This window comes from Nocardia higoensis (assembly GCF_015477835.1).
GTDB lineage: Bacteria > Actinomycetota > Actinomycetes > Mycobacteriales > Mycobacteriaceae > Nocardia > Nocardia higoensis_A.
Genome location: NZ_JADLQN010000001.1, coordinates 197,192 through 213,057 on the forward strand (window position 1 = coordinate 197,192; position 15,866 = coordinate 213,057).

Annotated in this window: 16 protein-coding genes; 10 read left to right on the forward strand and 6 right to left on the reverse strand. The window is 70.0% G+C overall.

Going from position 1 to position 15,866, the window contains the following annotated elements; genetic code table 11:
* The first annotated feature begins 9 nt into the window (after positions 1-9).
* The 4 genes from IU449_RS00830 (at position 10) to IU449_RS00845 (ending at position 3,080) form a co-directional block, all read left to right on the forward strand.
* Positions 10-1,275 carry an NADH:flavin oxidoreductase gene (locus IU449_RS00830; RefSeq protein WP_195000062.1) on the forward strand — a complete coding sequence of 422 codons (1,266 nt, stop codon included), beginning with the start codon at positions 10-12 and terminating at the stop codon, positions 1,273-1,275.
* 52 nt (positions 1,276-1,327) lie between these two features.
* Complete coding sequence (locus IU449_RS00835; RefSeq protein ID WP_195000063.1) at positions 1,328-1,876, forward strand: flavin reductase family protein; 549 nt, start codon at positions 1,328-1,330, stop codon at positions 1,874-1,876.
* Positions 1,873-2,133 (forward strand): hypothetical protein, encoded by a 261-nt coding sequence (locus tag IU449_RS00840; protein WP_195000064.1) that lies wholly within the window; start codon positions 1,873-1,875, stop codon positions 2,131-2,133. The genes IU449_RS00835 and IU449_RS00840 overlap by 4 nt, the downstream gene beginning before the upstream one ends.
* 83 nt (positions 2,134-2,216) lie before the next feature.
* Complete coding sequence (locus tag IU449_RS00845) at positions 2,217-3,080, forward strand: alpha/beta fold hydrolase (RefSeq protein ID WP_195000065.1); 864 nt, start codon at positions 2,217-2,219, stop codon at positions 3,078-3,080.
* A 141-nt stretch (positions 3,081-3,221) separates the two neighbouring features.
* Here IU449_RS00845 and IU449_RS00850 read toward each other — a convergent pair whose 3' ends face one another.
* Together IU449_RS00850 and IU449_RS00855 are read right to left on the reverse strand one after the other, a co-directional pair.
* Positions 3,222-3,989 (reverse strand): Dabb family protein, encoded by a 768-nt coding sequence (locus IU449_RS00850; RefSeq protein ID WP_195000066.1) that lies wholly within the window; start codon positions 3,987-3,989, stop codon positions 3,222-3,224.
* Positions 3,982-4,329, reverse strand: coding sequence for a hypothetical protein (locus IU449_RS00855; protein WP_067856233.1), 348 nt, complete (start codon positions 4,327-4,329; stop codon positions 3,982-3,984). The genes IU449_RS00850 and IU449_RS00855 overlap by 8 nt, the downstream gene beginning before the upstream one ends.
* A gap of 165 nt (positions 4,330-4,494) precedes the next feature.
* Here IU449_RS00855 and IU449_RS00860 point away from each other — a divergent pair, with 165 nt between their 5' ends.
* Entirely contained in the window at positions 4,495-5,088 is a 594-nt protein-coding gene (locus IU449_RS00860) for a PadR family transcriptional regulator (protein WP_195002221.1), read from the forward strand.
* 30 nt (positions 5,089-5,118) lie between these two features.
* Here the strand turns inward: IU449_RS00860 and IU449_RS00865 are convergent, their stop codons facing one another.
* From IU449_RS00865 to IU449_RS00875, 3 genes are all read right to left on the reverse strand, one after another.
* Positions 5,119-5,895, reverse strand: a complete 777-nt coding sequence (locus IU449_RS00865) for an IclR family transcriptional regulator (protein ID WP_195000067.1) — start codon at positions 5,893-5,895, stop codon at positions 5,119-5,121.
* A gap of 183 nt (positions 5,896-6,078) precedes the next feature.
* The gene (locus IU449_RS00870; protein ID WP_324188030.1) at positions 6,079-6,513 is read right to left on the reverse strand and encodes a hypothetical protein; all 435 of its coding nucleotides are present in this window, start codon (positions 6,511-6,513) and stop codon (positions 6,079-6,081) included.
* Positions 6,514-6,619: 106 nt separating this feature from the next.
* Positions 6,620-7,294, reverse strand: coding sequence for a TetR/AcrR family transcriptional regulator (locus IU449_RS00875; protein WP_195000068.1), 675 nt, complete (start codon positions 7,292-7,294; stop codon positions 6,620-6,622).
* Positions 7,295-7,435: 141 nt separating this feature from the next.
* Here IU449_RS00875 and IU449_RS00880 point away from each other — a divergent pair, with 141 nt between their 5' ends.
* From IU449_RS00880 to IU449_RS00895, 4 genes are all read left to right on the forward strand, one after another.
* The gene (locus IU449_RS00880) at positions 7,436-8,287 is read left to right on the forward strand and encodes an SDR family oxidoreductase (RefSeq protein ID WP_195000069.1); all 852 of its coding nucleotides are present in this window, start codon (positions 7,436-7,438) and stop codon (positions 8,285-8,287) included.
* A 256-nt stretch (positions 8,288-8,543) separates the two neighbouring features.
* Positions 8,544-9,791, forward strand: a complete 1,248-nt coding sequence (locus IU449_RS00885) for an ABC transporter substrate-binding protein (protein WP_195000070.1) — start codon at positions 8,544-8,546, stop codon at positions 9,789-9,791.
* A gap of 37 nt (positions 9,792-9,828) precedes the next feature.
* On the forward strand, positions 9,829-12,624 hold the full coding sequence (locus IU449_RS00890) for a branched-chain amino acid ABC transporter permease/ATP-binding protein (RefSeq protein ID WP_195000071.1): 2,796 nt from the start codon (positions 9,829-9,831) through the stop codon (positions 12,622-12,624).
* Positions 12,621-13,352: an ABC transporter ATP-binding protein gene (locus tag IU449_RS00895; protein ID WP_195000072.1), complete on the forward strand. Its 732-nt coding sequence runs from the start codon at positions 12,621-12,623 to the stop codon at positions 13,350-13,352. The genes IU449_RS00890 and IU449_RS00895 overlap by 4 nt, the downstream gene beginning before the upstream one ends.
* A 108-nt stretch (positions 13,353-13,460) precedes the next feature.
* Here IU449_RS00895 and IU449_RS00900 read toward each other — a convergent pair whose 3' ends face one another.
* The gene (locus tag IU449_RS00900) at positions 13,461-13,976 is read right to left on the reverse strand and encodes a nuclear transport factor 2 family protein (RefSeq protein ID WP_195000073.1); all 516 of its coding nucleotides are present in this window, start codon (positions 13,974-13,976) and stop codon (positions 13,461-13,463) included.
* 153 nt (positions 13,977-14,129) lie between these two features.
* Between IU449_RS00900 and IU449_RS00905 the strand changes: the two genes are divergently transcribed.
* Positions 14,130-15,827, forward strand: a complete 1,698-nt coding sequence (locus IU449_RS00905; protein ID WP_195000074.1) for a 3-ketosteroid-delta-1-dehydrogenase — start codon at positions 14,130-14,132, stop codon at positions 15,825-15,827.
* The last annotated feature ends 39 nt before the right edge of the window (positions 15,828-15,866 follow it).

A 15,866-nucleotide genomic window follows, 5' to 3' on the forward strand; every position in this document is an offset into this window, starting at 1 on the left:
GGCACCGTCGTGACCACAGTCCCTGTCCCCGATGTGCTCGCCCCGGCTCGGCTCGGTCCGGTGAGCCTGCGCAATCGCATCATCAAATCCGCCACCTTCGAACACATGACGCCCGGCGCGCTGGTCAGCGACCAGCTCGTCGAATTCCACCGGCAGGTCGCCGCGGGTGGCGTCGGCATGACGACGGTGGCCTACTGCGCGGTGTCCCCGGAAGGCCGCACCGAGGCCGATCAGATCTGGATGCGGGAGGAGGCGGTGCCCGGCCTGCGCGAACTCACCGACGCGGTACACGCCGAAGGCGCGGCGATCTCGGCGCAGATCGGCCACGCAGGCCCGGTCGCGAGCGCCAAGTCCAACGGGCTGCCCGCCCTGTCCGCCTCCCGACGGATCAGCCCGATGGGCCCGCAGATCACCCATGCCGCCACCCTGGCCGACATCGCCCGCATCCGCACCGCACACGGCACCGCCACCCGGCTGGCCGTCGAGTCCGGATTCGACGCCGTCGAGATCCACTTCGGGCACAACTACTTCGCCAGCTCGTTCCTGAGCCCTGTTCTCAACAAGCGCAAGGACGCCTACGGCGGATCGCTGCGCAACCGGGCCCGGCTGCTGCGCGAGGTCGCCGCCGAGGTGCGTGAAGCCTCCGACGGCCGGATCGCGGTGCTGGCCAAGCTGAACATGGACGACGGTGTGCCCGGCGGCTTCTGGCTCGACGAAGCGGTGCAGGTGGCGCAGTGGCTCGAGGAGGACGGCAGCCTCGACGCCATCGAGCTGACCATCGGCAGTTCGCTGCTGAATCCGATGTACCTGTTCAAGGGTGACGCGCCGCTGACCGAATTCGCGGCCGTGATGTCGCCGCTGATGAAGTTCGGCGTCAAGCTGGCGGGCAAGTTCTTCCTGCACAACTACCCCTACCAGGACCTGTTCATGCTGGAGGCGGCCCGCCAGATCCGGGCGAATGTCTCGATACCGCTGGTGCTGCTGGGCGGAATCACCGACAAGGCGTCGATGGACGTCGCGATGGCCGAGGGCTTCGAGTTCGTGGCGATGGCGCGGGCGCTGCTGCGCGAGCCCGACCTGATCACCAAGATCCAGGCCGATCACGAGGCGAGGTCGCTGTGCATCCACTGCAACAAGTGCATGCCGACCATCTTCTACGGAACCCACTGTGTGCTGGCGACACCGCGCACCTCGGTGCCGCTGGGCGCACCCGCGATGCCCGCCGCCGGTACGGTGGCTGTCCCGGCCGACGGGAAAGACCCGGCCGGGGCGTGAGCGGGACCGATACCGTCACCGCGTGTGTTCGTCGATCCATGAGGAGCAGGGGATGACCTCCATCAGCAGCGAATTCGGCACCACCCCGACCGGGGCGGCCGGGGACCTCCCGGAACTGGATCCGGCTCTGATGCGCACCGTGCTGGGGCATTTCGCCACCGGCGTCGTCGCGATCACCGGCATCGATCCGCAGACCTCGGCCCCGACCGGCCTGGCCGCCAACTCGTTCACCTCGGTGTCGCTCGACCCGCCGCTGATCGCCTTCTGTGTGGCCGCGACCAGCACGTCCTGGCCCAGGGTCCGCGCGGCGGGCCACTACACGGTGAACATCCTGTCCGCGGCGCAGGAGCCGGTGTGCCGTCAGCTGGCGGCCAAAGGTGTCGAGAAGTTCCGCGGCATCGAATGGCAGCCCTCGCCGGCCGGGGCGCCGATCCTCACCGATTCCCTGGCCTGGATCGAGGCCGAGCTGGAGGCCGAGCATCCGGCGGGTGACCACACCATCGTGGTCTCCCGGGTGCGTCATCTGTACGCCACGGACCTGGCGCCGCTGATCTTCTTCCGCGGTCGCTACGGCGGCGTCGGTCCGGCGGAGTCGCGATGACCATGCGTCCGCTCGACTGCGAGCGCTGCGGTCAGCGCGTGCTGATCGAGAAGTTCAGTCCCGCGCACACTTCGGTCCAGTGGGTCGGCGACGCGAGCCGGTGCCCGGTCATCGCGGCCCAGAACCGTGGTGTCGGACACCAGGAACGCGGATGCGAGGCGTTGCATCGCACCATCGACCGCGCGGTGCGCGAGCACGCGCTGCCCGAGTCGCGTATCGAACTGCCGGTAGGCGACGCCATTCCGCGCCTGCACTGAGCCGCGCGGCGGGCGCCGGAACGGCGTGCCGCTCACCGGGAATTCGCTCGAGGAGGCGGCCGCCGAGGTGGCAGGCTCGGGGCATGAGTACAACGGTCGAATCCAGTGTCGTTCCCGAGCTGCGGGAGCTGTCCACCGAGCACGGCGTGCTGCGCTACCGCGAAACCGGCGACGGCCCGCCCCTGCTCCTGCTGCACGGCTCCGGCCCCGGCGTCACGGGGTGGCGCAACTTCGGCGCCAACGTCCCGGTCTTCGCCGAGCACTACCGCACCCTCGTCCTGGAATTCCCCGGCTTCGGGGTCAGCGACGACTTCGGCGCCCCGCACCCGATGATGTCGGCTCAGCGGGCCGTCGGTGCCTTCCTGGACGGGCTGGGGCTGGACCGGGTGCGGATCATCGGCAACTCCATGGGCGGCTTCGTCGCCACCGACTTCGCCCTGGCCGACCCGGAGCGGGTGGACCGGCTGGTCACCATCGGCGGGATCGGGACGCCGCTGTTCAGCTCCGCCCCCGGCGAGGGAATCATCCGGCTCGGCGAGTTCGTCGAGAACCCGACCCGCGAAGCCCTCATCGCCTGGCTGCACTCCATGGTCTACGACCCGGCCCTGGTCACCGAGGAACTGATCGAGCAGCGCTGGGAGCAGGCCACCGATCCGGCGACGCTGGAGAACTCCCGCCGCATGTACGGCCGGGCCGCGCTGGCGCGGATGGCAGAGGCGGCCCGCGCCGCCGAGACACCGGGCTGGGCGAAGCTGGGCCGGATCACCGTGCCGGTGCTGGTCACCTGGGGCCGCGACGACCGGGTGAGCCCGGTCGACATGGCGCTGCTGCCGATGCGCACCCTGCGCAACGGCGAGGTGCACATCTTCCCCAACTGCGGGCACTGGGTGATGATCGAGCAGAAGCAGGCGTGGGAAGCCGTCGTGCTGGCCTTTCTTGCTCGCTGACACGCAGCCCGCCGACGCCGGCCCCCGCCGATACTCGGTCGGTTGGCCGGCCGGCCAGCCGGCCAACCGGTCCGCTGCCGCTTTGCTCGCCCGCGCTCGGCCCGCCGAGGCTCTGCCGGCAGACATCGGCCCCTCGGTGCCTCAGCCTCTTCGGGCGGCGAGGGGAAACTCCGACGTCGCGCCGGCAACAGGCGTCGCGTCGGCAACTGAGGCCGCGTCGGCAACGGGCGCTGCGTCGACGACCGGAATTGCGTCGATAACAGGCGCAGGGATCGCGCAGAAGCTGTGGCAGACCCGGTCCTTGACGATCTGCTCGGGGCATTCCGGGTCGAACCATCGGTCCACGTGACCCCAGTGGATCGGGTGGTGCATATACGGCCCGAGCAGCTCGTCCACATCGGCGAACTCCTGCTCCCACACGTGCGTCCACCGCGCGGCGCCGGTGGCGTGCCGGACCGGGCTCAGCTGCCAGGCCAGGATGGCCGGGATGTGCTCGGGCATCTGCAGGGTGCCGTGCTCGAATCGGCGCACCTGGGCCGTGTCGGCCGCGTCGTCCACGCGCAGCAGCAGTGTCCGGTAGATCCGGGACGGGCCCGCGTCCTGGCGGCGCCCGGCGTGTGCGTCGCTCGCAGGCCCGCTCTCGTACTCCACCGCGTCGACGTGCCCGATCGCGGACCCGGAGGTCGCCTCGTCGATCGCGGCGCGGTGTCGCGCCCACTCCGCCGCGGAGCCGAACTGTAGGTGCGCCAGCACATCCCCGCCGTTGCGCACGCCGGGCAGGGTGCGCGCCACCAGCGTGTGTCGCGCGTCGGCGGACTTCGCCGCCGAGGTCAGGCGCTCGATGGTCGTCGCGACGGCCGTCTCGTCGCCGGGATCGGCCAGGTGCAGCAAGCGGGTCACCTTATACATCGCACAGTCCTTCCACGTCCTCGGCGCGGCTCGCCATCGAGCGGGAGCGCTCGACGATCATCGGAGCCATCGATTCCCACCACCGTGCGGGCGCGGTGTCGTGCCTGCCCGCGACCGCGGCGGCCCACCACGCCGCCGTGCCGGACACTGTCCAGGTGGCGGTGACGGTGTTCGTCTCGTCTTCGATCCAGGCAGGCGGGCTCACCAGGATGCGTTCCAGCTCCAGCCCCCTGTCCCTGGCGCCCGGCGCGTATTCGGTCAGGTAGGCGTCGATGAACGCCCGTGCCGTGCCGGGTCTGAGTACGACTCGGTCGATGATGTACAGGATGGGCTCGTCCATGGATCGAACGTAAGCGCCGGGCCGGGTGCCGGACTTCCGCTGTCCCGGTGGCCGGGAGTCGGTGGCTCCGAGTACCCTTGCCGCCCTTGTAGGCTGCCGAGCGTGACCGGCGAAGACGACGATTCCTACCCCGGACTACCCGCGACGAGCTGGGCGGTGCTGGGCATGCTGTCCTTCGGCGAGGAGCTGACCGGCAACGACCTGAAGAAATGGGCGGACTGGAGCATCGGCTTCTTCTACTGGAGCCCGTCGGTGAGCCAGGTCTACGCGGAGCTGAAGAAGCTCGAGGAGCTCGCCCTGGTGCGTTCCCACATGGTCGCCGACGAAGGGGTGCGCGGCCGGCGGCTGTACGGCATCACCGATGTCGGGTTGCGGGCGCTGCGGAACTGGTCGCGAGACGCCGAGGTGGACATGCCGGTGCTCAAACACGGTGTCATGCTGCGGCTGTGGATGGGGCATCTGCACGATCCGGACCATCTGAAGCGGATCGTGCACACGCACATCGACAATCTGCGCGAACAGGCGCGCCGGGCCGCGCGGCACGCCGATCGCTCCGAGCCGGAGCCGGGCTGGGCGTTCACCCAGATGAGCCTGCGGTGGTCGCAGCGCTACTTCGAGGCCGAGATCGCGCTGGCCGAGCAGTTGCTCGACGACATCGACGAGGCGGCCGCGCGCTACCGCGAGTCGGCGGTGCGCGACGACAACGATCTGCCGGTGCCCCGGCATCCGGGGATCTGGCGCACGGTAGGGGAGGACTGACCCCACAGCGGCGGCTCAGCCGGTGGCGGCTCAGCCCTCGGCGAGCACGCTCGGAGCGGTTGGCAGGGAACGCAGGATATTGCGACGTTGGAGGGTCGGGGTGACCCGCACGCCGGAGTTCATGCTGCGCCAGATGGCGTGCGCGGTCAGTTGCACCGGCGTGGTCATCCTGCTGTCGAAGGGCATCCGGCTCAGCGGGCCGCAGATCGACACCGCGCTGGTCGCCTCGCCGGCCGGGCCGATCGGGGCGGCGATACAGCCGAAGCCCTGCAGTGCGCCGTTGCGCTCGACGGCGTAGCCGAGGTCGCGGATCATCGCGTCGCCCGGCTCGTTGCGCCCGCTCGCGGCGAGCAGCGCCTTGCCCAGCGCCGACTTCGCGGCGGGCAGCCTGCCGCCGACCCGGGTCGGCACGTGCGCGGCGAGGCGGCCGCCGATCTTGTCCAGATAGACGACGTCCGTGCCGTCGAGAACCGCCAGGTGCACCACCATGCCGGTGGTGCGGTAGAGGTGCTGCAGGTGCTCGACGGAGGCAGCGTGCACCCGATCCTGGTGCACCGCCAGCGAGCCCAGCTCGACCAGCCGGATGCCGAGACTGTAGTTGCGGCCCTCCCGGCGCAGCCACCGGAGCTGGACCAGCCGGTCCAGCATCCGGTGGGCCGAGGAGCGCGGCAGGCCGGTCCGCGCCACGACTTCGGCCAATCCCAAACTCTCCCGCCCGTCGAAGGCGTCGAGGACGAGTGACAGCCGGTCGAGAAGGGCGCTGGGGGTGTTGGCCTCGTCGGGTCGCATGTCCTGCACGATCGTCATGCGCTGACTCCTTTGTCACACGTGCCACTGCTCGGACACTTCCTGCTCCGCCACGGCGCTGCTCGCGCAGGCACTGCTCTCACAATTCAACGCTCTCACACCCCAGTGCTCTCACGCTTCAATGCTCTGACATGGCTATTTCTATTAGGAATATGCCACATCTCCGGCGGTCTGTGAAGCAGGTCACGAGGAAACGGCGGTCAGCGGCAGATCTACCGCGGTCTTCGGCGCTCCCGGGCTCGCCAGCGGGCACCGGGTCCCGGTGAAGATGCTGGCCGCGCACAGGTTGCAGTGGATGCACAGCGATTCCTTCGCCGACTCCGCCTGGATGCGGTTGATCAGGTCCGGCTCGCGCAGCAGGGCGCGGGCCATCGCCACGAACTCGAATCCGTCCGCCATCGCGGCATTCATGCCCGCCAGGTCGGTGACCCCGCCGAGCAACACCAGCGGCATGGTCAGCGTGTCGCGGAACTGGCGGGCGTAGTCGCGGAAGTACAGCGGTTCGTAGCGGTATCGCTTGAACACGAAGCGGCCGAACATCTGCATGCCGAGCTTGACGATGCCGCGCTGGGTCTCGGCCATCTCGCGCACCGGCACGTCGCCGCGGAACAGGTACATCGGGTCCCTTCGAAGGTCGCCGACTTGATGATCCGGTTGCGCAATCGGATCGGGCCGAGGGTCGCGGGCGCGAGCGGGTCCGGGCGTTCGGATGTGGGGGAGGTGGTCATTGTGCATGTCCTTGTCCGGGAGGGGGAGTGGGGGGCTGGGAAGCTACGGCGGCATGGCGGTCGTGCAGGGTGGCGACGGGGGTGTGGATATCCATCCAGCGCAACATCTCGTCGACCGAGTCGGCGCACTCGCCGTGGGCGCCTGCCTCGGCCCACTCGACCAGCGCGGCGAAGGTCGCCGCCTGGTAGGCGGTCGCCAGCGCGCGGCAGATGGCCAGGGGCGCGTCGGGGAGCCGACGACAGATGTAGGTCGCGAGTGTGTCGATCCACGGGCGGTAGGCGAGTGGGGCGGTGGCGGCGAGTTCGGGCTCGGAGGAGATCAGGCGCAGCCAATCGGGGGCGGCGCGACGGATCTGCGGGTCGTGGGAGACCGACTCCACGATCGCCGAGCGGATGACCACCGAGGGGTCGCCGTCGTCGCCCGCGGCGTCGAGAGCGCGGCTGAGGCGCTCGGTGGCCGGTGCCACGCCGAGCCAGGCGACATCGGCTCGGGACGAGAAGTGGCGGAGCAGCGTCCTGGTGCTGATTCCCGTCGCCTCGGCCAGATCGCTCCAGCTCGTTGTCGTGAAGCCGCGCTCGGACCACAGGCGCAGAGCGCCTGCGGCGATGGCTTGGGAGTCGAGAACGGAAGGTCGCCCGCGTCGGCGAGGAACGGAATCGCTTCGGGTCACATGAAGAGCTGACCATTATTGGCGAAGTGTGTCAATATTGCGTTCGTATTCGCGGTGCACCGGTATCCGACGGGCGCCGGTATCCGAGACGCGCTGTATTCGACGGCGCAAAGCCGACGACCAGCAGAAAGCAGGTATTCGATGGGTGTCTATGTCGTGACCGGGGCTGCCTCCGGAATGGGGCGAGCGGTGGCGGACAAGCTGCGCGAGGCCGGGCACACGGTGATCGGCGTCGATCTGCGCGACGTGGAGATCGTCGCCGATCTGTCTACCCCACAGGGGCGGCGCGCGGCGATCGACGGCGTGCTCGCCGCCGTGGACGGGCGCCTCGACGGCGCCGTGCTCGCGGCTGGGGTCGGGCCCGCTCCCGGCGCGGAACGTCCGCGGATGATCTACGAGGTGAACTACCGGGGCGCGGTGGAGCTGCTCGAGGGCTGGCGCGTGGCGCTGGCCGAGACCACCGACGCGAAGGTCGTCGTCTTCGGCAGCAACGCCACGACCACCACTCCGGCCGTCCCGGGCCGGGCGGTCCGCGCGCTGCTGGCCGGCGACGTGGACAAGGCGCTACGGGCCGTGCGGATCTTCGGTCGCAACGCACCCGCCATGGCCTACGGCGCGTCCAAGATCGCGGTCACGCGCTGGGCCCGCAGGCACGCGGTGACCGACGCCTGGGCCGGAGCCGGGATCCGGCTCAATGTGCTGGCCCCCGGCGCGGTGTTGACTCCGCTGCTGGAGAAGCAGCTGGAGACCCCGGCCGAGGCCGCGGCGATCCGCCGTTTCCCGGTGCCGATCGGCGGCTTCGGCGATCCCGGCGACCTCGCGGACTGGGCGGTGTTCATGCTGTCCGATTCCGCTCGATTCCTGTGCGGCAGCGTGATTTTCGTCGACGGCGGCAGCGATGCCCACTTCCGGGCCGACGACTGGCCGCGCGCCGTCCCGCTGCGCAAGCTGCCCGGCTACCTGCGGCGTTTCCGCGCGTCCGGCAACCGCTGAGCCGAACCCCGCGCTGCTCCGGCCCGTCGTGAGTCTCCACGGTGGGCCGGAGTCGTCTTCTTTCGTCCGAACTTCGTCCGAACATCGGGCCGTGGTCGCGTTTGTCCCGGTGACCGGGAAGTGCGCTGCGGGACCGGCTCCGCGATGGACACATAATCCCTGCGCCGCATCGATCGGTGATGTGGATCACGCGAGGACTTTCGTTGTGTCGGGGACCACCCGGTGCGGCCTCGCCTTCGGAGAGGAGAACCAGATCATGAGACTTGGTGGTCTGAGTCGTCAGCGGCGCGCTGTCGCCGTGATCGGCGCCGCCGCACTGTGCACCGCGCTCGCGGCGACAGGGTGCGCGAGCGACGACGAGTCGAACAACAACAGCGCGGTAGCGGGCGCGGCCACCACCTCGCTCCCGGACGACCCGGCGACCGGCGCGCCCGTGCGCATCGGCTTCGTGTCGACCGAGGGCGGCGCGGTCATTTCGCTGCCGGAGATGCGCGAGGGCGCCGAGGCGGCCGCCGAGTACATCAACAAGAACGCGGGCGGCATCGCGGGCAGGCCGATCGAACTGGTGGTCTGCAAGCAGCAGGAGGAGCCGACCTCGGCGACCAAGTGCGCCAACGAGTTCGTCGAGCAGAAGGTGGCCGCGGTGCTCTCGCCCGGCACCTCCCAGGGCGGCACGATCATGCCGATCGTCGCGGGCGCGGGTATCCCCTACGTCACGCTCAACGGCGTCTCGGCGCAGGAACTGACCTCGCCCGACTCCGCGGCACTGTCGGCGGGTCTGCCCGGCACCATCACGGCGATGGCGACCGCGGCCAAGGACAAAGGCATGAAGACCTTCACCCTGTTCGCCAGTGACGGCGGCGGCATGGGCGCCATGGTGGACGCGATGGGCACGCCGATCTTCCAGGGTTCGGGCGTGGCGTTGAAGGTGGTGCCGATCCCGCTCGGCGTGCCGGATCCGACGCCGCTGGTGACCTCGGGCCTGTCCGGCAAGCCGGAGGGTGTCAGCGTGATCGCCGACGCCGCGACGTGCGCCTCTGTCTACAAGGCGATCCAGACCACCGACCCGGGTGTGCAGAAGGTCTTCATCCCGGTCTGCCTCGATCCGAACGTCACGGGCATCATCGGCATGGACTCGGTGACCGGCAGCACCGGCATCACCGCCACCGATTACCTGTCGGATCGTCCCGATTCGGTGCTCTACCGCTCGGTCCTGCAGGCCTACGCGCCCGGGGCGACGGTGACCGGGGCGGCCTCCTCCGGTTACCAGGTCGTCATGGCGCTGGCCCTGGCCACCGACGGCATCCAGGGCGAGGTGAACGCGGCGAGCATCCGCGAGGCGCTGCGGACCTCGAAGGGCGTCGAGATGCCCGCGGGCGGCGGCGTCACCTTCAGCTGCGACGGCACCGCCGTGCCGATGATGCCCTCCATCTGCTCGCGCCAGATGCTGATCGGCGAGATCAACGACCAGGGTGTGCCGGTGAACCTGAAGGTGACCGGATAGCCGACCCGGCAACCGTATTCGGCCAGGGAGATCTGCCATGACAGACCATCTTTCGTATCTCGTGCTCGGCCTCGGCAACGGGGCGGTGTACGCCGCGCTCGGGCTCGCGCTCGTGATGACCTTCAAGAGCTCCGGGGTGGTGAACTTCGCGACCGGCGCGGTCGCGCTCTACGCCGCCTACACCTACGCCCTGCTGCGCAAGGGTGAGCTGTTGGTCCCGATACCCGGGCTACCCGAGACGATCGATCTCGGCGGGCCGCTCGGGGTGGGTCCCGCCATGGCGATCTCCCTGGTCGCCGCCGCTGTGCTCGGACTGCTGTGTTACGCACTGGTCTTCCGTCCCATGCGCACGGCGTCGGTGATCGCCAAAGCTGTCGCCTCGATCGGTCTGATGATCGTGATCCAGGCAGTCATCGCGCAGCGCGCGGGAACCGGGCTGATCGCGGTGCAGCCGATCTTCGCGCTGGACACGTTTGCCTTGGGAGAGCGCACCGTGCCCGCCGACCGGGTCTGGCTGGCGGTGGCGGTGCTGGCGCTGGCCGCGGTGGCGGCGCTGGTCTTCCGTTTCACCCGCTTCGGCGTGGCGACCGAGGCAGCAGCGGAGTCGGAGAAGGGTGCCTATCTGACCGGCCTGTCGCCGGACCGGATCGCGTTCGCCAACTGGGCGTTGTCCTCGGTGGTCGCCGGTCTCGGTGGCATCCTCATCGCCCCGCTGGTGGCGCTGAACCCGGTGGCGTACTCGCTGTTCATCGTGCCCGCGCTGGCGGCCACCCTGGTCGGCAACTTCGGCTCCATCTGGCTCACCGTCGCCGCGGGCATCACCATCGGCGCGCTGCAGGCCGAGGCCACCAACCTGCAGGGGCTCTACGACTGGTGGCCGAGAGCCGGTACGGCCGAAGCGATCTCGCTGCTGTTGATCCTGGGCTTCCTGGTGGTGAAGGGGCGTCCGCTGCCCGACCGCGGCTCGGTGATCCGCCAGACCCTCGGCCGGGCCCCGCGACCGGATCACATCCTGGCCCCGATGCTGGTGGCGCTCGCCGTCGCGGTCGTCGCGCTGCTGGCCACATCGGGCAGCTATCGCGCCGCGATCGTCAGCAGCATCGTCTTCGCGGTTCTCGGACTCTCGCAGGTGATCGTCACCGGCTACGCCGGGCAGGTGTCGCTCGCCCAGCTCACCCTCGCAGGTGTCTCGGCCTACGCACTCAGCGTGCTCGAGCAGCACCTGGGCATCCCGTTCCCGTTCGCGCCCATCGTGGCCGCGTTGTTCGCCACCGTCGTCGGCGTCGTGGTCGGACTGCCCGCGCTGCGGGTGCGCGGCTTGCCGCTGACCGTGGTGACTCTCGCGCTGGCGGTGTTCGTGGAGGCCTTCTGGTTCCGCAACCCCTCGCTCAACGGCGGGGTGCAAGGTGCGCCCATCGACACTCCGCGGCTGTTCGGCATCGATCTCGGTATCGGCGCGGGCGAGGCATACCCGCGACTGGCCTTCGGCCTGCTGTGCCTGGCGGTGTTGACCGCGGTCGGGCTCGGGGTGGCGTGGCTGCGCCGCAGCAGCCTCGGTACCGACATGCTGGCGGTACGCGCCAACGAGCGCTCCGCGGCGGCGGCGGGCATCGACGTCTCCCGCACCAAGCTCGTCACCTTCGCCCTGGGCGCCTTCGTCGCCGGCCTCGGCGGTGCGCTGCTCGGATACCAGCAGACCCTGGCCACCCCCGAGCCGTTCACGGTGTTCCTCGGCATCTCGTTGTTCGCGGTGGTCTACGTCGCGGGCATCACCTCCATCACCGGCGGCATCCTGGCCGGCGTGATGGCGCCCGGCGGCATCGTCTATCTACTGGTCGACCGGTTCCTGCACGTCGGGGACTACTACGCGGTGATCAGCGGCATCCTGCTGGTCGTCACGGTCATGGCCAACCCGGACGGGATCGCGAGCAAGCTGCCGCGGATCCCGTGGCCGGTGATCCGGCGTCGCGCCCACGCCGACGACCTCGTCCCCGACTCTGCGGCAGCCGCCCGGGCGACGGCCGACCAGGTAGCGCCCGACCGGGGTGAGCCGATCCTCGCGGTGCGCGAGGTCAGTGTCACCTACGGTGCGGTCAAGGCGGCCACCGGCGTCACCTTCGATGTGCGTCCCGGTGAGATCGTCGGGCTCATCGGACCCAACGGCGCGGGCAAGACGACCGTCATCGACGCGGTCACCGGCTTCGCCGCCGCCACCGGCTCGGTGAGCCTGGCAGGCGAGGCGCTGGCCGGGCGGCCGCCGCACGCGCGCAGCCGGGCCGGTCTCGGTCGCAGCTTCCAGAATGTGGAGCTGTACGACGATCTGACGGTCGCCGAGAACGTTCGGGTAGGCGCGGCGCGTTCGCGGTCCGATCAGCCTGTGGCGGAGCGTGTTTCCCGCACACTGGCGGTGCTCGGGATCGGTGACCTCGCCGACCGCGAAGCGGGCCTGCTCTCCCAGGGACAGCGCCAGCTCGTGTCGATGGCACGGGTGCTCGCCGCCGAACCCGCGGTCGCGCTGCTGGACGAGCCTGCCGCCGGCCTCGACAGTGCCGAGAGCCGGTTGCTCGGCGAGAAGTTGCGCGCCGTCGCCGACGACGGCACCGCGATGCTGCTGGTCGACCACGACATGGAGTTGGTGCTCACGGTGTGCGACCGGGTCGTCGTGCTCGACCTGGGTACGGTCATCGCTTCCGGCACCCCCGAGGAGGTGCGCGCCCATCCCGACGTGCTCCGCGCCTACCTCGGCGTGCCCGCCGACACCGTCGACCTCGACGAGGAAGCCGTCCCGGAACTGCACACCCGCCCGCTCGCCACACAGGAGGCCCCGCTGTGACCACGCTGAAATGCCACGGTGTGACCGCCGGTTATCTGAAGGAGCGCCCGTGTGTGCGGGAGGTCGACCTGACCCTCGAGCAGGGTGAGATCACCTGTCTGCTCGGCCCGAACGGCGCGGGCAAGACCACCTTGCTGGACACTCTGGCCGGCCTGCTCCCGCGTACCGGCGGCGAGGTGCTGGTCGACGGCAAGGACGTACGCAGCGGCCGCCCGCGCGACGCCGTGCGCGCCGGGATGGTGCTCGTGCCCGACGACCGGGCCTTGTTCCGGCAGTTGAGTACCCGGCAGAATCTGATGCTCGCGATCACCGAGCGCTCGCGGCGGCGCACCGGATTGGGGCAGGTACTGGAGTACTTCCCCGCACTGGAGAAGCGGCTGTCGGTCGACGCGGGCCGTCTCTCCGGTGGCGAGCAGCAGATGCTGGCCATCGGACGGGCGATCCTGCAGCGGCCAACCGTGCTGCTCATCGACGAGCTGAGCATGGGCTTGGCGCCGGTCATCGTCACCGAGATCCTGGATGTGCTGAAGCGCCTCGCCGCTGCGGAGGGCACCAGCGTCCTGTTGGTGGAGCAGCACGTGCAGCTGGCGCTCGGCGTCGCCGACAAGGCCGCCGTGCTGGTGCACGGGCGGATCGCCGATCACGGCGCAGCGGCGGAACTGCGCGAGGATCCCGGCCGGATCGAGCGCGCCTACCTCGGCGTGGAGTCGGCCACGGCCGCGCACTGAATCAGCCGACAACGACAGCGAGACTCCGAGGTGGCTCGCTGTCGTTGCCTGCTGTGCGCCGGTGTGAGCTTCGGCCGCAGCGAAGGCCGCGTTGTGGCAGAACAGAATTCAGGAGGAAGCGGCCGCTGCGGCCTGCTGCTTGCACCACTCCAGTTCGTCCGTGCTCAGGGTGCCCAGCTCCATGGCGCGCTGGATCCACTTCGGGACCAGCGCGACGAACTCGGCCGGATCGTAGATGTCCTCCTCCTTGGAGAACTTGCCGTTGCCCGCGTAGGTGAGAATGCTGATGTTGTCCGCGCCCATGGCCGATCCGTCGCCGGGATCGCGCATCAGGTTGTTCAGCTTGACGACGATCACACCGTTGAGGTCGTCGATCAGGTGCCAGTAGTCGGGGAACGAGGTCATCGCCGCGCCGGGGAATCGCGCCAGCGTCGGTTCGACCCATGCCCAGATGGCGTCGTGTCCTTTCAGTACGCCGACCATCTGCTCGTGGTATTCGGCGTCGGGGGTGAACAGTTCGACGAATTCGCGCCAGCTGCCCTCCCCGGAGGCCGCGCGGGCGACCGTCGAATGCCACGACTGGTACGCCTCTTCCAGTTCTTGCCTGTTCCAGGTATTGCTCATGCCCGGACGGTAGCCACGCGGTGACCACCGGATCAGCCGTCGTTTCCGCTCAGTGGGACCTCCCGCTGAATGGAAGGTCGAGCCGATCGTCCGGCCGGTCGACCCTACGGTGGGATACCCCGGCCCGACCTTGTGAAAGTGGAGTTCCGAACCATGGCGAACAAGCCGATGCCCCCGCTGGCGACCGCCCGCGACACGACCGTCGATCTCCTCGTGGTGGGGTCGGGCACCGGCATGGCCGCCGCGCTCGCCGCGCACGAACTGGGGTTGTCCTGCCTGGTCGTGGAGAAGACCGCCTATGTCGGCGGCTCGACCGCACGCTCCGGCGGCGCGTTCTGGATTCCGGGCAGCTCCATCCTGCCCGACAGCGGCGCGACCGCGATCGCCGAAGCCCAGACCTATATCGCTGCGGTAGTGGAGGATTCGGCCCCGGCCGAGCGCGGGCGGGCATTCCTCGAGGCCGGCCCGGCCACCGTCGACATGCTGAAGAGGACTACGCCGATGCGGTTCTTCTGGGCGCGGGGCTACTCCGACTACCACCCGGAGGAGCCGGGCGGCCGAGCCGAGGGCCGCACCTGCGAGTGCCGCCCGTTCGACGCCTCGGTCCTCGGCGCCGAGCGGCCACGGTTGCGTCCCGGCGTGATGGAGGCCCCGGTCCCGATGCCGGTGACCGGCGCGGACTACAAATGGATGAACCTGATCGCGCGCAAGCCGGCCAAAGCGCTGTCGCGCATCCTGCGCCGGGCCGCGCTGGGCATCGGCGGAATGCTGATCGGACGCGAATACCTGGCGGGCGGACAGGCGCTGGCGGCAGGCTTGTTCGCCGGAGTGCTGCGCGCGGGTATCCCGGTGTGGACCCAGACCAGCCTGGTCCGTCTCGTCCAGGACGGCGACCGGGTCACCGGCGCGGTGCTGAGCCAGGCGGGCGAGGAGATCACCGTGACCGCGCGCCGGGGCGTGGTGCTCGCCGCGGGCGGTTTCGACCACGACATGACCACCCGGCACAAGTTCCAGTCGCCCTCGCTGCCCGAGGGCGCCAGCCTGGGCTCCGAGGCCAACACCGGCGACGCCATCGCCGCCGCTCAGGAACTCGGCGCGGGTGTCGCGCTGATGGATCAGGCGTGGTGGTTCCCCGCGTACGCGCCGCTGCCCGGCGCCGCGCCGCAGGTGATGCTCGCCGAACGCTCCCTGCCCGGCTCGTTCGTGGTCGACCAGACCGGTCGTCGCTTCATCAACGAGGCCACCGACTACATGTCCTTCGGTCAGGCGCTGCTCGAGCGGGAGCGCCGGGGCGACCCGGCCGAGCAGATGTGGCTGGTGTTCGACCAGCGCTACCGCGACAGCTACATCATGGCCGGGTCGGTGTTTCCCCGCCAGCGGCTGCCGCGCGCCTGGTTCGACGCCGGAATCGCCCACCGTGCCGACGATCCCGCCGCACTGGCCCGCGCGATGGGCGTGCCCGAGGACGCGCTGGCCGAGACCTTCCACGGCATCGCGCGGTATGCCGACAGCGGCGTCGACCCGGACTTCGCTCGCGGCGCGAGCGCCTACGACCGCTACTACGGCGATCCCACGGTGGCCCCGAATCCGAACCTGGCGTCGCTGTCCAAGGCGCCGTTCTACGCGGTGAAGATGATCCTCAGCGACCTGGGCACCTGCGGCGGGGTAGTCGCCGACCGGCAAGCGCGGGTGCTGCGCGAGGACGGCAGCGTGATCGCGGGCTTGTACGCCATCGGCAACACCGCCGCCAACGCCTTCGGCGCCACCTATCCCGGCGCGGGCGCCACCATCGGTCAGGGCCTCGTCTACGGCTACATCGCGGCCACACACGCGGCGGCCACCGGGGCCTGATCGGCGGTCGGCGTCGAGGCCCCGCGCCACGTGCCCGGG

Excerpts from the sequence above, each read along its gene's own strand:
- IU449_RS00870 (WP_324188030.1), bottom strand. The coding sequence starts at position 6,513 with ATGTACCTGTTCCGCGGCGACGTGCCGGTGCGCGAGATGGCCGAGACC.
- IU449_RS00890 (WP_195000071.1), top strand. The coding sequence starts at position 9,829 with ATGACAGACCATCTTTCGTATCTCGTGCTCGGCCTCGGCAACGGGGCG.
- IU449_RS00855 (WP_067856233.1), bottom strand. The coding sequence starts at position 4,329 with ATGGACGAGCCCATCCTGTACATCATCGACCGAGTCGTACTCAGACCC.
- IU449_RS00905 (WP_195000074.1), top strand. The coding sequence starts at position 14,130 with ATGGCGAACAAGCCGATGCCCCCGCTGGCGACCGCCCGCGACACGACC.
- IU449_RS00835 (WP_195000063.1), top strand. The coding sequence starts at position 1,328 with ATGACCTCCATCAGCAGCGAATTCGGCACCACCCCGACCGGGGCGGCC.
- IU449_RS00860 (WP_195002221.1), top strand. The coding sequence starts at position 4,495 with ATGCTGTCCTTCGGCGAGGAGCTGACCGGCAACGACCTGAAGAAATGG.
- IU449_RS00865 (WP_195000067.1), bottom strand. The coding sequence starts at position 5,895 with ATGACGATCGTGCAGGACATGCGACCCGACGAGGCCAACACCCCCAGC.
- IU449_RS00845 (WP_195000065.1), top strand. The coding sequence starts at position 2,217 with ATGAGTACAACGGTCGAATCCAGTGTCGTTCCCGAGCTGCGGGAGCTG.
- IU449_RS00900 (WP_195000073.1), bottom strand. The coding sequence starts at position 13,976 with ATGAGCAATACCTGGAACAGGCAAGAACTGGAAGAGGCGTACCAGTCG.
- IU449_RS00880 (WP_195000069.1), top strand. The coding sequence starts at position 7,436 with ATGGGTGTCTATGTCGTGACCGGGGCTGCCTCCGGAATGGGGCGAGCG.
- IU449_RS00840 (WP_195000064.1), top strand. The coding sequence starts at position 1,873 with ATGACCATGCGTCCGCTCGACTGCGAGCGCTGCGGTCAGCGCGTGCTG.
- IU449_RS00850 (WP_195000066.1), bottom strand. The coding sequence starts at position 3,989 with ATGTATAAGGTGACCCGCTTGCTGCACCTGGCCGATCCCGGCGACGAG.
- IU449_RS00885 (WP_195000070.1), top strand. The coding sequence starts at position 8,544 with ATGAGACTTGGTGGTCTGAGTCGTCAGCGGCGCGCTGTCGCCGTGATC.